Here is a 14,341-nt window from a genome sequence, read left to right on the forward strand (position 1 = left end):
TGCGGTACTACCGCACGAGGCAGGGCCGCTTCGGGTCGAACTTCCATCCGGGGATCAGGTACTGCATGCCGACGGCGTCGTCCCGTGCCCCCAGAGCCTTCGTGCGGTAGAGCTCGTGGGCGGCGAGGAGGCGGTCCATGTCGAGCTGGACACCGAGGCCGGGGGCGTCGGGGACGGCGATCTCTCCGCCGATGATGCGGGGCGGGGCGGTGGTGAGCCGCTCCAGGCCCTCCTGCCATATCCAGTGCGTGTCCAGGGCGTTGTACGCGCCGGGCGCCGCGGCTCCGCAGTGCGTGACCATGGCGAGCGAGATGTCGAAGTGGTTGTTGGAGTGGCAGCCCCAGGTCAGTCCCATCGCGTTGCACAGCTGTGCCACGCGCACGGAACCCTGCATGGTCCAGAAGTGCGGGTCGGCCAACGGGATGGAGACCGACTGCAGGGCGAGGGCATGGGTCAGCTGCCGCCAGTCGGTGGCGATCATGTTGGTCGCGGTGGGCAGGCCGGTGGCGCGGCGGAACTCGGCGAGGACCTCCCGCCCGGAGTAGTCGCCCTCGGCCCCGCAGGGGTCCTCGGCGTAGGCGAGCGTCCCGACCAGCGGTGCGCAGAGCTCGACGGCCTCGCGCAGCGACCAGGCGCCGTTCGGGTCGAGGGTGATCCGGGCCTCGGGGAAGCGGTCCTTCAGCACGCGGACGGCCTTGACCTCCTCCGCTCCGTCCAGGACGCCGCCCTTCAGTTTGAAGTCGTGGAAACCGTACAGCTCGTAGGTGGCCTCGGCCTGGCGGACGATCGCCTCGGGAGTCAGGGCCTCCTCGTGCCGGATCCGGTACCAGGCGGTGTCCGCGTCGGGTTCGCGGACGTACTCGAGGTCGGTGTGGTCGGGGTTGCCGACGTAGAAGAGGTAGCCCAGCACCCGTACCGAGTCGCGCTGCTGACCGTCCCCGAGGAGCGCGGCGACCGGCACGTCGAGGTGCTGGCCCAAGAGGTCCAGCAGGGCCGACTCGACGGCGGTGACCGCGTGGACGGTGGTGCGCAGGTCGAAGGTCTGCGCGCCGCGTCCGCCGGAGTCGCGGTCGGCGAAACGGTCCGCGATCTGGCGCGGGACGCGCTTGTAGTCGCCGACCTTCGAACCGATCACCAGCGACTCGGCGTCCCGTAGGGTCTGCGTGATCTTCTCCCCGCCGGGCACCTCGCCGAGGCCCGTACGCCCTTCGGAGTCCGTCAGGACGACGACGTTGCGCGTGAAGTAGGGGCCGTGGGCGCCGGAGAGGTTCAGCTCCATGCAGTCGCGGCCCGCTACGGGGTAGACGGAGAACGCGGTGACGGTCGGCTGGCTCGTGCTCATGTTCTCTTCACATTCCTTGTGTACGGGGAGGGGACAGGGCAGATGGTCACGGTCCGAGGACGTCAAGGGGCCACTCGGCCACTGGGACGCCGTCCGGGCCGAGGGCCGACAGCACCGTCGTGCAGGTGGTACGGACCTTGATCGCTCGCATGACCGAGGGGTTGACGTGCTCCTCGAACGGTCGGAAGCCGGGTTCGTCGGCGTGCGAGAAGGCGGTGGAGCCGCAGGAGACGGCGAGCACCGTCATCCCGGCACGGGCTCCGCCACCGGCGAGCAGGGGCGGCGCCACACCAGGGGCCGTGACCACCGCGGCGGTCACCGGACCCGGGCCACACGGAAGACGGCCGCGACCAGCCCGGCGGGGACGAGGGTGGAGAGGGACCACGAGTCGGTGACGTCCTTGACGCAGTCGGAGGTGCCGGCCTCGACCGGGGCGTTCTCGAAGGCGCCGCCGACCCCGATCACCAGCAGGACCGTCGCCGCGGCCCTGACCGCCGGGGAGTAGGAGTCGTCGACCTCGGGCGGGCTCGTCACCAGTCCAGCGGCAGAGTGGCGAGGTACTGGTCGAGCAGCCCGGAGATGATCTGGTGGTCGCGGAGCGAGGGATGCCAGTCGCAGCCGAGCCGGTCCAGACCGGGATCGTCGTAGTACCAGTAGCCGACCCGGTCGTCCCCCCGCGCGTTGCGCTCTTCGACGATGCCCCGGGCGGTGTCGGCGAAGGCGGTGCCGGCCACCAGGGTGGCGCTGACCACCAGGAACGTCCTGCTTCCGTAGCGGGCCCGCAGCTTGTCGAGGAAGCCGTGGTAGGCGCTCGCGTAGGCGGTGATCAGCTCGCTCTGTGTGGCCCACGGCTCGCCCGGGTGGAGCGGGGTCGAGAAGTCGTTGATGCCGAGGCCGATGACGACGACCTGCGGCCGCCAACTGCGCGGCCTCTGCCAGACGTCGCCGTCGACGTTCAGCAGGGCCCGGTCGTAGTAGGTGCGGTAGTCGGTGCCGGGGTCGCCGCCGTTGTAGTTGCGGACCATGCCGCGGCCGGAGAACGCGTTCTGCTGGTAGTCGGCGCCGAGCTTCCGGGCGGTGAGGGCGCCGAAGGCGAGGTCCGCGTTGCTGTTCCGGTTGACTCCTCCGTTGGCCGAGCAGTCGCGCGTGCCCGAGGCGTTGCCGTACCCGGCGGTGAAGGAGTCACCGATGAACTCGATCTGCCTGCTCCGCGCCGCGGGGGCGGCGAGGACCTTCCCTCCCCGGGCGGCGACGAACCCGCCGAAGCGGCCGGCGGCCCACGGGCTCTCCGTGCGCTTGACGAGCCGCACGGTGTGCTCGGTGTCGGCGAGGCCCTTGACCCAGAACGTGGTGCGCCCGGGAGTCACCACCCTGCTGACGGTCGTCGCGTCGATCTGGACGTCGTAGTCGTTGGCGGAGTCGTCGAGCACGATGCCGACACCGGTGCCGCGGAACCGGCCTTCGAAGGCGATGCCGGGCCAGGTGTACTGCACCGAGCCGTCGGCTGCCCTCTTGACCCGGCCCACCGTCCGGAACCCGGCGAAGGCGGTGGACGGCCGGGAGCGGTGGGCGACGGACACCTGGGAGGGAGCGGCCGCGGCGACGGCGACGCCCGTGGTGACGCTCGCGGCGGCAGCCGTGAGCAGTGCCCGCCGAGAGAGGTGGGGAGCGGTGCGCATGGGCGGTCCTTCCGGTGTCGGCAGATTTGTGCGTGCGGTGGCGCGGGAGCGCTCCCATCATGGCCGTGTCGGCGCGGCGTGGGGAGTGGTCGGTGGCGGTGGGTACGAAAAAACGCTGGTGTGGTGGCCGAGGAGAGGGTGCCTCCGGGGACCGGGCGGGATGCCGTCCGCCGGTGATCCCGCCTCCGGGTCGGCTGCGGCACGGGTGACTCCGAAGCCGCGGTGGTCCACTGTCGGCGTCGCCGTGGCCCGTCGTCTGTTCGCCACTGACGCCTGGTGCGGCCAGAGGTGGTGCGGCCAGAGGCTCTCCCGCCGGGGAGACGACTTGTCACCTCCCTCGCAGTCCAGGTGCGTACGTGACCAGGCCCGCATCCCGCCGCCCGGGGCCCGCGTCAGCGTCGTGTCCCACGTCGGCGTCGTGTCGGGCCGGGCGCGGGCAGGGGATCTCTCCCCCGTCCGTCGCCGGGCCCCGTCCACAGGGCCGGACGTCCCGGTGGCGGGCGTCGGTGCGGCACCGACGCAGGTGGGCGTACGGGGGCCGGGGCGGCACCGTGTGCTTGGGGTGGTGGGAGTCTGGCGACGGTGAACCGCCGCAGCGGTCAGGGCGACCAGTCAGACGCCTTCCGCCGACAGGCGTCCGGCCAGCAGCCGTACGGTGTCTCGACCGTCCGGTCCCACCACTCCCCCGCCTCGCCGCCCTCGGTGGCGACGGTGGGCGGGTGAGTGCGCCTCCGCCACCTTGAAGCCACAGGTCAAAGGGCTGGTGTGACCGGTCCTCGGGGGGCTCACGCCGGTCGGGGACGACTGCCTGCGCGGTGGATCATCTGGCGGAGTTGCCTCGGAGGCGGATGAAGCGTCAGGACAAGTCCATGGCGGTTCGGGCCGACGATCGGGCAGGGTGGACGGATGCCTGAGTCGCCCTTGCCCGGAGGTTTCGTCAATGCGGTCGTTCGTGTCGGGGACACGGTGCGCCGTCCAGCCTCGGCTCGCACGAGGTTCGTGGGTGATCTGCTGAGGTTGCTTGAAGCACGTGGCTGGAGTGGTGCCCCGCGGTACCTCGGTGTGGACGACGAGGGCCGTGAAGTCCTCAGTTACCTTGAAGGGCATGTGGCGTGGGAGCCGCGACAACCTGCTGCTGTCTCATCCGACGAGAGTCTGGTGACGGTCGCCCGGCTCGTACGTGAGTTCCACGACCTGACGGCCGGCACCCCGCTGGCCGGTGACCAAGAGGTCGTATGCCATAACGATCTGTCGCCCAAGAACACGGTCTATCGGCTGTGCGGGGGTGGGCTCCGGCCGGCGGCATTCATCGACTGGGACCTTGCCGCGCCGGGCGCGCGGATCCATGACGTCGCTCACGTCTGCTGGCAGTACCTCGATCTGGGTCCTTCGGTCACCGACGTCGAGGAGGCGGCCCGGCGCATGAGGCTGATCGTCGACAGCTACGAGTTGTCGGACCGGCGCTGTCTCGTGTCCACGATCCTGTGGTGGCAGGACCGGTGCTGGCGGGGCATCGAGTCCCAGGCCGATGCGGGTGACGCCGCCATGGCCCGGCTTCGTGACGCCGGGGCGGCGAGGCAGGTTCGGACAGCCTGTCAGTGGGTTTCCGATCACCGGGATGCGCTGGAACGCTCAGTGCGGTGAGCGCGCGAGCAACGGCCGCGGCCGATCCGCTGGTTCCTTCCCGTGGCGGTCGGACGGCCTTCCACGATCCGGCGCGTGCTGGATCCCGAACTGCTGGAACGGATCACCGCGCGGATCATGCGGACGCGGGGGTACGGCCCGGCGGTGGTACGTGCGGCGGCCACCAGCAGACGCGGCGGGCTTGCCGCTTCGTGCTCGGGTGGCCGCACTGGTGGTGCCCGATCGGCCTTGCCCGGCACGGTCACCCGCCGCGCCCGCACCGGGCTCTCGCCCCCGCCAGGCCCTCGCTCCCCGGTCCGCGTCCGGGTGCAGGGCCGCCGCCACCTTCGTGACACCGCTCTCGCGCGCCGGCGCGACGAGGACCACCAGAAGTTTCAAGCCAGCCGTGCGGAATTCGGCTTCGCCAACGTCGACCCGTGCGAGGATCGGCTTGCTCGACACGCGGCGGGGTTTCTAGCGTCGACGGCATGACCACACTCACTGCGGCCGTCGTCCAGGCCGCCGCTCCCCTCTTCGACACGCCCGCCGCGCTCCGCCGGGCGGAGGAACTCATCCGGGAGGCCGTCGAACGGCACGGCGCCGATGTCGTCGTCCTTCCCGAGGCGTTCCTCGGCGGCTACCCCAAAGGCCTGGACTTCGACATCACCGTCGGCAGGCGCACCCCGGCCGGCCGCGAACTGTTCCGCCGCTACCACGCCTCCGCCATCGACGTACCCGGTCCCGAGGTCGACGCCCTGGCCGCGCTGACCCGGGAACTCGGCTGCCACGCCGTCGTCGGCGCCGTCGAGCGCCAGGGCGGCACCCTGTACTGCGTCGCGCTGTTCTTCGGCCCCGACGGGTACCTCGGCCTGCACCGCAAGCTCATGCCCACGGCCGCCGAACGCTACCTGTGGGGGCAGGGCGACGGCTCCACGATGCCCGTGATCGACACCGGCACGACCCGCCTCGGTGCGGGCATCTGCTGGGAGAACTACATGCCGCTGTTCCGCACCGCCATGTACGCCAAGGGCGTCGAGCTGTGGTGCGCTCCTACCGTGGACGACCGTGACGTCTGGCAGGCCACGATGCGCCACATCGCCCTGGAGGGGCGCTGCTTCGTACTCAGCGCCAGTCAGTACCTGCGGCGCGACGCCTTGCCCGCCGATGTCCGACCCGTCCAGGGCGACGAACCCGACACCGTACTCATCGGCGGCGGCTCGCTCATCGTGTCCCCGCTCGGTGAAGTCCTGGCCGGCCCACTGCGCGGCAGCGAGGGCATCCTGGCCGCCGAACTCGACCTCGACGACCTGCCCCGGGCCCGCTTCGACTTCGACCCGACCGGCCACTACGCCCGCCCCGACGTCTTCACCCTCCACGTCGACCAGACGGCCCGCGCCACCGTCACCGTCACCGGTCCCGCCAACCCGACCCGGGACGGACGATGAGGAACCGCTGAACGTATCCGGCCAAACCGTCGACATCGTGGAGAGCGATGCTCGTCGGGACCGCAGATCGTTCGGTGCGACTCCCGATCGTGGGGATGCGCCGATGACCAGTAGTACGTGACCGAGGCCGAGATCAGCGAGGTGGCCGAGCCTCAGTCGGCGAGTGCAACGGACGACCGGCTGGTCGACGAGCCGCTCTCCCGGGCCCGGGCCGAGGGCCTGCGGCCGACCGGGGAGGGCGCGGGCCGACTCCAGCAGCTGACGAAGCGGTTGCTGGAGTCGGCCCCGGAGGGCGGGGTCACCGACCGTCTTGGCTGCGACAAGCACGACCCGGCCGGGAAGAACGGCGGCGACTCCCGCAACGGCACGCGTGTGAAGACCGTCCTGGACGATGTCGGTCCGGTGGGACGCCCCTCCCCCGCGCCCGCTTCCCCGCGCCCGCGACGGCTCCTTCGAGCCGAAGAGCGCCAAGGAGCGGCCCAAGCGTCCGACCGGGGCGGACGAGCGGGTCATCTCGCCGTCCGCGAAGGGCCTGACCGCCGGAGAGGTCCAGGCTCACCTCGCCGAGGTCCACGACGTCGACGTCTCGCGCCGGGCGATCCCCACGGTCACCGACCGGCGTGGAGGCCCGCGGTCCGATCCGTGCAGCGGCCGGTACTCGGTCGACGCCGCCGGGATGGACCCGGCCGGCGCGGTCCTCGACCTGCGCCACCTCGGGGCGGACGTACAGGGGTGAGGTGGGGCGACCGGGCGGTGGGGGCCTCGGGGCCGGGGGCCGGACAGGCACGTCGGGCCGGATCTCCCGGGTCGTCCCCGACCTGTTGACGCATTGGTCCAGACCTTTTACCTTGTGGACACCTGCCGAAGACGGCATCGGGCCGTACCCCGGCCCGTTCAGCGCACCGGCCCGCCTTCGTCCGGGCACAGCACGCGCACGCGCACGGTTCACCTCACCCCTGTACCACCCCCACCACCACAGGGAGAGCCATGTTCCACAGGCGCAGACCACTTCACGGAAGAAGACCGCTCTCCGGGGCGAGGGCACCCCGCCCCTCCGGCGCCGGACGGCTCCGGCGCTGGATCACCGCCCTGGCGACCGTGATGCTCCTACCACTCGCGGCCCTCACGACCCTCGCGGCACCCGCCCAGGCGGCCGGAACCCTGACGGCGACCTTCACCACCCAGGACAACGGCTCCTGGTGGAAGGGAACGTACGTCATCCGCAACGGCGGTACGGCCGCGGTCAACGGCTGGACCCTGGAGTTCGACCTGCCGGCCGGGATGTCCCTGACCGGGAACTACCACGGCGACGTCACCGTCTCCGGCCGCCACGTGACCGTCAAGAACGCCTTCTACAACGGGAACGTCCCGGCCGGCGGCAGCACCGAGCCGTACAGCTACTGGTTCACCGCGACCGGGACGGCCGGAACCCCGACCGGCTGCACGGTCAACGGCGACAAGTGCGACGGCACCCCCGACGTCCCCCCGACCGCCCCCGGCGCGCCGGAGGCGACCGCGGTCACCGCGCACTCGGTCGCGCTGCGCTGGGCCGCCGCGCAACCGGGCGACCACGCCGTGGCCTCGTACGAGGTGCTGAGCGGCCCGGACACCGTCGCCACCACGAGCGGCACCTCCGCGACGGTCACCGGCCTGACCCCGGCCACGCGCTACACCTTCACCGTCCGGGCCAAGGACAGGCGGGGGAACACCGGTCCGGCCGGCGCCCCGCTGACCGTCGGGACGGTGGACCCGTCGACCGACCCCACCCCGCCGACCGCCCCGGGCAACCTCCGCTCCACCGGCAAGACCGCCTCCAGCGTGACCCTGGCCTGGAACGGGTCCACCGACAACGTGGGCGTGGCCGCCTACGACGTCCACCGGGGCGGCACGCTGGTGAAGTCCGTCGGCGCGGACACCACGACGGCCACGGTGGACGGGCTCTCCCCGGCCACCGCCTACACCTTCACCGTCAAGGCCCGGGACACCGCCGACAACCCGTCGGCCGCCTCCAACGCCGTGAACGTCACCACCGACGACGTGGCCGGCCCGGGCAAGCAGCTCAAGGTGGGGTACTTCGTGCAGTGGGGCATCTACGGGCGCCAGTACTTCGTGAAGAACCTCGACACCTCCGGCGCCGCGGCCCAGCTCGACGTCGTCAACTACGCCTTCGAGAACCTCGACCCGAAGAACCTCACCTGCCAGGCCGGCGTGACCAAGAGCACCTCCGGCAATCCGCAGGACCCCGACGAGGGCACCGGCGCGGGCGACGCGGACGCCGACTACGCGCGCCCCATGTCCGCCGCCCAGTCGGTCGACGGTGTCGCCGACGACGGCTGGGGCAAACTGCGCGGCAACTTCAACCAGTTGAAGAAGCTCAAGGCCAAGTACCCGAAGCTGAAGGTCCTCGTGTCGCTCGGCGGCTGGACGTACTCGAAGTTCTTCTCGGACGCCGCCGCCACGCAGGCCTCCCGGGAGAAACTCGTCAAGTCCTGCATCGACGTATGGATCAAGGGCAACCTGCCGGTCCACAACGGCGCGGGCGGGCCGGGCACCGCGGCGGGCGTCTTCGACGGCATCGACATCGACTGGGAGTGGCCGGGCTCGGAAGGCCACCCGGGCAACCACTACGGCTCCCAGGACAAGGACAACCTGACCGCCCTGCTCGCCGAGTTCCGCAAGCAGCTCGACGCGCTCGGCGGCGAGCACAGGCTGCTCACCGCGTTCACCCCGGCCGACCCGGCGAAGATCGAGGCCGGCTGGGACCTGAGCCGGATCTTCGACTCCCTCGACTACGCCAACGTGCAGGGGTACGACTTCCACGGCGCGGGCAGCGACAACTCCTGGGAACCGGGACGCACCGGTCACGCGTCCAACCTCCGCGCCGACGCGCAGGACCCCTACCCCTTCCACTTCAGCATCGAGAACGCGATCCAGACGTACCTCGACGCCGGGGTCAACCCGCGCAAGCTGACGGTGGGCTTCCCCTTCTACGGACGCGGCTGGCAGGGCGTCGCCGACGGCGGCGCCAACGGCGAGTGGCAGGACGCGAACGGCGCGGCCCCCGGCCAGTTCAGCACCGAGGCCGGCACCCGCGGCTACAACAACCTGATCACCAGCTTCCCGTCCATGACCGTCCACCACGACGAGGAGTCGGTGTCGACGTTCGGCTACACCGGCCCGGGGGGCCAGTGGTGGTCCTTCGACGACACCTGGTCGATCGGGAAGAAGACGGACTGGATCAAGTCCAAAGGGCTGCTGGGCGGCTTCGTCTGGGAGATGTCCGGCGACACCCCGAACGGCCGGTTGATGACCGCGCTGGACAGCGGACTGAAGTAGCGCGGAACGGCCCGGAGAGCCCCGGGCCGCACGGAACCCCCGGGCGGACGTCCCGCCGTCCGCCCGGGGGCACCGCCCCGACGGGTACCGCCCCGACGGGCGACCCGGCGGGTGCCGCCGCCGGCGGCGTGGTCACAGCCGTACCATCACCTGCTCCAGGGGCTTGCGGTGGATGTCGGGGACCCGCGCGTCCTGGGCCGGATAACCGACCGGGATGACGTAGGCGGCCCGTTCCTCCGCCGGACGGTCGCAGACCTCGTTCAGGAAACGCATCGGACTCGGGGTGTGGGTGAGCGTCGCCAGACCCGCCTGGTGGAGCGAGGCCAGCAGCAGGCCGACGGCGATGCCGACCGATTCCTTGGTGTAGTAGGGACGCGGCGTGTCGGGCCCCTTGTGGACCTCGAAGACCACGATCACTACGGGCGCGACCTCCAGGAACGGCTTGCTCCAGTCGGTGCCCAGCGGCGCCAGGGCCTCCAGCCACTCGGCGGAGGCCCGGCGGTCGTAGAACTCCCGCTCCTCCGCCTCGGCCGCCTCGCGCAGGTGCCGCTTGCGCTCCGGGTCGGTGAGGACGACGAAGCGCCACGGCTGGACGTTCGCCCCGCTGGGCGCGGTGGCGGCGGTACGGATCGCCCACTCCACCACGCCCTCGGGCAGGGGGCGGTCGCAGAATTCACGCACGGTACGCCGACGGGCCATCACCTCGTGGAAGGCGCGAGCCCGTTCCTCGGCCTCCCCGGCCGGTACGGCCATCGGCCGGTGCGGAACGGTGGGGTAAGCGGGGCCGGCGGCCGGCGTTCCGTTCAGCTCATTGGTCTGGTCCATAGGGGCAGCACAGCACGCCGGGCGGGCCGCGGTAAAGATCAGAACCGGCTAGCTGTGGGCGTGCATCGGCAGTGCGTGGGGGTGTCCCCGATCCGGCGTTCCGCGTGATGGCAGCCCCCTCGGCCGGTGTTCTCGTCCGATCATGCGGGCGCCGTGTTCTTCGATGACGATGACACCCTCGTCCCGGGCACGAGTTCGTCGGTCTTCCCGGCCGGCTTCCCCGACCATCAGGACGGGTTGACCAAGGCCCCGGCGAACGGAACCGCCTGCGGGACGGGCCGTTCCCAGGGCGATGGCGCCTCAGTGCTGGATCAGACCACCGACCGGGACGGCAGCGACGTGGCCGGTCGCCGGAAGCGTCCGGGCCAGGGCGAGGCCGATGTCGACCAGCGACGACCGGCGCAGGCGAGCGACATCGGGAAGCGGGGTCCAGACCGACTCGGCGATGTCGCCGTTCGGCTCCGGCCGCAGTGAGCCGCCGGTGAGACGAACCCGGTAGAAGACACCGACATTCTGATGCTCCGGTCCGCCGGGGACGGCACGTTCGGCCGCGGGGATCACCCGGGAGTCCACGCCCAACAGGCGTTCGACCACCGCGTCGCAGCCGGTCTCCTCCGCGACCTCCCGGATCACCGCGTCAAACGGATCCTCCGCGTGCTCGACCCCGCCACCCGGGAGGGTCCAGGTGCTCTCGCCCTCCGGCGACACGTGACGGGCGAGCAGTACCCGCCCGCCCTCGATGCACACGGCGTACGCCGCCAGCCGGAAACTCATTCCCCCGCACCTCCCATCGGACCCTATCCCGACGCCCGGGACGCGTGCAGCGCCATGGCGCAGGATGGAGCCGGATCGACTCCTCGCGCCCGGAGCCACTTCCGTTCCCCGCGGCGGAGCCCGGAGAAGTGCTTACGGACGGACCGGGCACGCCGATCGCCGCCCGGCCGGGCGGTCGCCGGAGCACCCAGCGGGAACGGCACGGGCGGGTCGGCGCCCGGGGTGCCCCGAACCGGGCGGACGGCCTCGGCGCCGGTCGACTCCGAGGGCGTCCGCCCACCGCCAAGGGCGCTGACGACACGGCCGGCGGACCGGCGGCCGACCGGGCGTACCGGACGGCGGAGCGGTCCGCGCTGTCCCGGAAGGGGAGCGCCGGGCGCGATCCGTCGGACGGCGGCCGGGACACCGGGCACCGAACCGGCCGGGGAAGCGTGCCTGAGCGGGCCGTGTCCATGCGGCATCCGACGACGTGCTCAGCGGGCACGTACGCGAGTGGCACGGCGAGGAGGGGCGGGGCGTCCTGGTGACCCCGGCCCTGCCGGACGACGCGTGGGCGCACCACGCGGCCGTCGAGGCCGGGGGTCTCCGCGCGCCGGCCGCGGGAGGAGCGGTCGCCTTCGCGGTGGAGCGGGCCGGACAGGACCGTCGGACCTGGAGATCACGTACGACTCCTGACGGGCCCGGGTGGCGAGGTCCGCACGGCCCTCGCCGCCGAACCCCGCTGGCTGCGCCGCTGGAACGGGCAGCCGGAGGAGTGACGCTCCTGCCGGTCGCCCACCGCTTCGGTCTTGTGCCCGCGTCCGCCTCGACGGCCGGCGCGGGCCTCCGGCGGCGGGACGGGAGCGCAGCGGGCGTCCGGGAGGGAACCGCCGCCGAGCACGGGCCGCCCCGGGTCCGCGGACAGGGCGGTGCCCGGTCGTTCGGGGACGACCGGGCCCGGTGGCGTCATGCCCGGGTGGGCAGGAGCGTCAGAAGGTCAGGCTCCAGCCGTCGAGGTAACCGGGGTCGACGGTGAAGATGCCGGGGGTGTTGTCGATGACGCGCAGCTTCCACGTGCCGTTGGCGGGCACGGCCGACGCGTCGACGGTGAACGTGTGGTGGAGCTCCCTGCCCTCGTCCCAGACGAAGTCCTTCACCAGGATCACCGTGCCGTCCTCGGCCACGAGGTTGATCACCTGTCCGCCGATGAAGTCGTGGACGAGGTCGACGGTCACCTTGAGGTCGCCCGGCGCGTTGCCGGTCCGGCCGGTGACGACGATGGGGGACTCGACGGTGACCCAGTTGGGGATGTCGACCCGGGCCGGGTTGGTGAAGAAGTTCCCACCCGAGGCCAGCACGGACCAGGCGAAGGTCACGTCGCGGGACTCCGAGGCGGAGTTCGTGACGGTGACGACCGTGGTGAAGTCGCCCGCCGTCGTCGGGGTGCCGCTGATGACTCCGGTGGCGGTGTCGATGCCCAGCCCGGCGGGCAGGCCGGTCGCGGCGTAGCGGAGGGCGCCGGGGCGGGTCGAGACCGCGTCGATCCGCAACTCGGTCGGCTGGCCCACCGCGGACTCCTGGGCGGGCGGGACGACGGCCGCGATGTTGTTGACGTACGAGGGGCCGACGTTGACCGCGGCCCAGGCGTTGCCGACGGCCGTGTACGCGCCGTTGTCCATGCCGAAGAGGTCGTTGGCGGCCCGGAGGGTGGCGACGCGGGCGCCCGCGTAGTCGGTGCGGCTGGTCATGTAGACCGTGAGGGCCCGGTACCAGATGGCGGCGGCGTTCTCGATGCCGATGCCGGCGACCGGGTTGCCGTCGTGGGTGGGGCTGTCGTACGCGATGCCGTTGATGGTCTTCCGGCCGCTGCCTTCGGCCAGCAGGTAGAAGAAGTGGTTGCCCACGCCGGAGCTGAAGTGGGGGTCGAGCTTCCTGGTCTCGGGGGTCCAGTAGTCCTGGGAGGTGCCCTTGGCGGAGGCGTCCTTGGAGGGCTGGTCCATGTACCGGATCGGCCGGCCGGTGCCGCGCAGGTCGATCAGCTCGGCCATGGTGTAGTCGGGCGTGTCCAGCGGGTTGTCGGCGTAGAACTCCACGGCGGCGGCCATGATGTCGCTGGTCGCCTCGTTGAGGCCGCCCGACTCGCCCGAGTAGTGCAGGTTGGCGGTGGCGTAGGTGACGCCGTGGCTCATCTCGTGGGCCGCGATGTCCATGGAGGTCACGGGCCGGGCGTCGCCGAGGCCGTCGCCGTAGGTCATGCAGAAGCAGAGGTCGTCCCAGAAGGCGTTGGCGTATCCGCTGCCGTAGTGCACCCGGGAGCGAGCACCGACCCCGTCGTTGGCGATGCCGTTGCGGCCGAAGCGGTGCTGGTAGAAGTCCCACGTCTTCTGCGCGCCGTACGCGGCGTCCACGGCGGCCGTCTGCTCGTGGGCGGCGGTGCCGTCGCCCCAGTGGTCGTCGGCGTCGGTGAGCAGTGTCTGCGTGTTGTCCGGGGCGAACGAGTAGGTCCGGTGGTTGCCCCGCGCCGGGTCGGTCAGCTCGTACGCGGTGCCGTTGTGGACCGAACCGATCCGCACGGGGCCGCTGTACTGGCTCTGGCCCTCGCCCGCGTGGATCTGCTCCGAACTGTGCAGCCGCTCACCGGTGGTGGCGTCGGTCACCACCTGGAGGCGGCTCGGGGTGCCGTCCTCCTGGACGCCGGTGACGAAGGTCTCCCACGCCAGTACGGGTTCACCGGATCCCGCCCAGACGACCTGGCGGGGCGCCCGGGAGACGGCCCTCTTGGCGACGCCCTCCTCCTCGCCCGCCGCCAGCGCCTCCTTCCTGGCGGCGCTGGTCGCGACGGCGGGCTCGACCGTGTCCACGGTGATCCGCGCCGGGGTGGCCTTGGTGACGGTCCGGGAGGCACGGCCCTCGTGGACGACCAGGTCGCCGCCGAGCACGGGGAGCCCGGCGTAGGTGCGCTCGTAGCGGGTGTGGACGGTGCCGTCCGCGTCCTTGACGACGTCCTTCGGTACGAGCTTCTCCCGGTCGCCGAGCTTCAGGTGGCGGGCGGTGGCGGTGCTCTGGTCGGAGGCCGCCTCGAGCAGCTTCTTCCGCTGCGGGACGGAGAGTTCGACGTTCCCGGCCCCGGACCGGGGAGCGACCTCGATCTGCCGAGGCGCCCGGTCCGTGTCCGCGGCGAAGGCGGACGGACCCGCCGTCGTCGTGACGGGCAGGAGGAGCGCGCCCGCCGCGAGGACCGCGGTCAGCGCAGCGCGCCTCCGCGGAGCGGCACCGCCCCGGAGGGGACGAGGCCCGGGTATCGATATGTGTCTGGAAAATAACGCTCTGTCAGCCAC

General features: G+C 71.9%; 10 protein-coding genes and 1 pseudogene. 4 read left to right on the forward strand and 7 right to left on the reverse strand.

What is annotated here, in order from left to right; genetic code table 11:
- Positions 1 to 7: 7 nt before the first annotated feature.
- Genes RND61_RS03120 through RND61_RS03135 form a run of 4 tightly spaced genes read right to left on the reverse strand, consistent with a single transcriptional unit; the run spans position 8 to position 3,021 of the window.
- Positions 8 to 1,342, reverse strand: a complete 1,335-nt coding sequence (locus RND61_RS03120; RefSeq protein WP_315876060.1) for an enolase C-terminal domain-like protein — start codon at positions 1,340 to 1,342, stop codon at positions 8 to 10.
- A 46-nt stretch (positions 1,343 to 1,388) separates the two neighbouring features.
- Entirely contained in the window at positions 1,389 to 1,727 is a 339-nt protein-coding gene (locus tag RND61_RS03125) for a GntT/GntP/DsdX family permease (RefSeq protein ID WP_315876061.1), read from the reverse strand.
- Positions 1,658 to 1,876, reverse strand: coding sequence for a GntT/GntP/DsdX family permease (locus RND61_RS03130; protein WP_315876062.1), 219 nt, complete (start codon positions 1,874 to 1,876; stop codon positions 1,658 to 1,660). The genes RND61_RS03125 and RND61_RS03130 overlap by 70 nt, the downstream gene beginning before the upstream one ends.
- Entirely contained in the window at positions 1,873 to 3,021 is a 1,149-nt protein-coding gene (locus RND61_RS03135; RefSeq protein WP_315876063.1) for an SGNH/GDSL hydrolase family protein, read from the reverse strand. The genes RND61_RS03130 and RND61_RS03135 overlap by 4 nt, the downstream gene beginning before the upstream one ends.
- 1,062 nt (positions 3,022 to 4,083) lie before the next feature.
- On the opposite strand from RND61_RS03135, the gene RND61_RS03140 reads away from it, so the two are divergent.
- From RND61_RS03140 to RND61_RS03155, 4 genes and pseudogenes are all read left to right on the forward strand, one after another.
- Positions 4,084 to 4,665 carry a phosphotransferase gene (locus RND61_RS03140; protein WP_315876064.1) on the forward strand — a complete coding sequence of 194 codons (582 nt, stop codon included), beginning with the start codon at positions 4,084 to 4,086 and terminating at the stop codon, positions 4,663 to 4,665.
- Positions 4,666 to 5,132: 467 nt separating this feature from the next.
- A complete protein-coding gene (locus RND61_RS03145; RefSeq protein ID WP_315876065.1) occupies positions 5,133 to 6,089 on the forward strand; it encodes a nitrilase-related carbon-nitrogen hydrolase in 957 nt (318 codons plus the stop codon).
- A gap of 117 nt (positions 6,090 to 6,206) precedes the next feature.
- Positions 6,207 to 6,708 (forward strand): annotated as a pseudogene (locus tag RND61_RS32820) (transposase); the annotation flags it as partial.
- Between the two features lie 482 nt (positions 6,709 to 7,190).
- Positions 7,191 to 9,425 carry a glycosyl hydrolase family 18 protein gene (locus tag RND61_RS03155; protein WP_315876118.1) on the forward strand — a complete coding sequence of 745 codons (2,235 nt, stop codon included), beginning with the start codon at positions 7,191 to 7,193 and terminating at the stop codon, positions 9,423 to 9,425.
- Between the two features lie 132 nt (positions 9,426 to 9,557).
- Here RND61_RS03155 and RND61_RS03160 read toward each other — a convergent pair whose 3' ends face one another.
- From RND61_RS03160 to RND61_RS03170, 3 genes are all read right to left on the reverse strand, one after another.
- Positions 9,558 to 10,250 carry a nitroreductase family protein gene (locus RND61_RS03160; RefSeq protein WP_315876067.1) on the reverse strand — a complete coding sequence of 231 codons (693 nt, stop codon included), beginning with the start codon at positions 10,248 to 10,250 and terminating at the stop codon, positions 9,558 to 9,560.
- Between the two features lie 300 nt (positions 10,251 to 10,550).
- A complete protein-coding gene (locus RND61_RS03165; protein WP_315876068.1) occupies positions 10,551 to 11,024 on the reverse strand; it encodes an NUDIX hydrolase in 474 nt (157 codons plus the stop codon).
- Between the two features lie 968 nt (positions 11,025 to 11,992).
- A complete protein-coding gene (locus RND61_RS03170) occupies positions 11,993 to 14,341 on the reverse strand; it encodes a M4 family metallopeptidase (RefSeq protein WP_315876069.1) in 2,349 nt (782 codons plus the stop codon).

This window comes from Streptomyces tamarix (assembly GCF_032423885.1).
Lineage (GTDB): Bacteria > Actinomycetota > Actinomycetes > Streptomycetales > Streptomycetaceae > Streptomyces > Streptomyces tamarix.

Coding starts and splice junctions, on each gene's coding strand:
- RND61_RS03120 (WP_315876060.1), bottom strand. CDS start 1,342: ATGAGCACGAGCCAGCCGACCGTCACCGCGTTCTCCGTCTACCCCGTA.
- RND61_RS03135 (WP_315876063.1), bottom strand. CDS start 3,021: ATGCGCACCGCTCCCCACCTCTCTCGGCGGGCACTGCTCACGGCTGCC.
- RND61_RS03145 (WP_315876065.1), top strand. CDS start 5,133: ATGACCACACTCACTGCGGCCGTCGTCCAGGCCGCCGCTCCCCTCTTC.
- RND61_RS03155 (WP_315876118.1), top strand. CDS start 7,191: ATGCTCCTACCACTCGCGGCCCTCACGACCCTCGCGGCACCCGCCCAG.
- RND61_RS03160 (WP_315876067.1), bottom strand. CDS start 10,250: ATGGACCAGACCAATGAGCTGAACGGAACGCCGGCCGCCGGCCCCGCT.
- RND61_RS03165 (WP_315876068.1), bottom strand. CDS start 11,024: ATGAGTTTCCGGCTGGCGGCGTACGCCGTGTGCATCGAGGGCGGGCGG.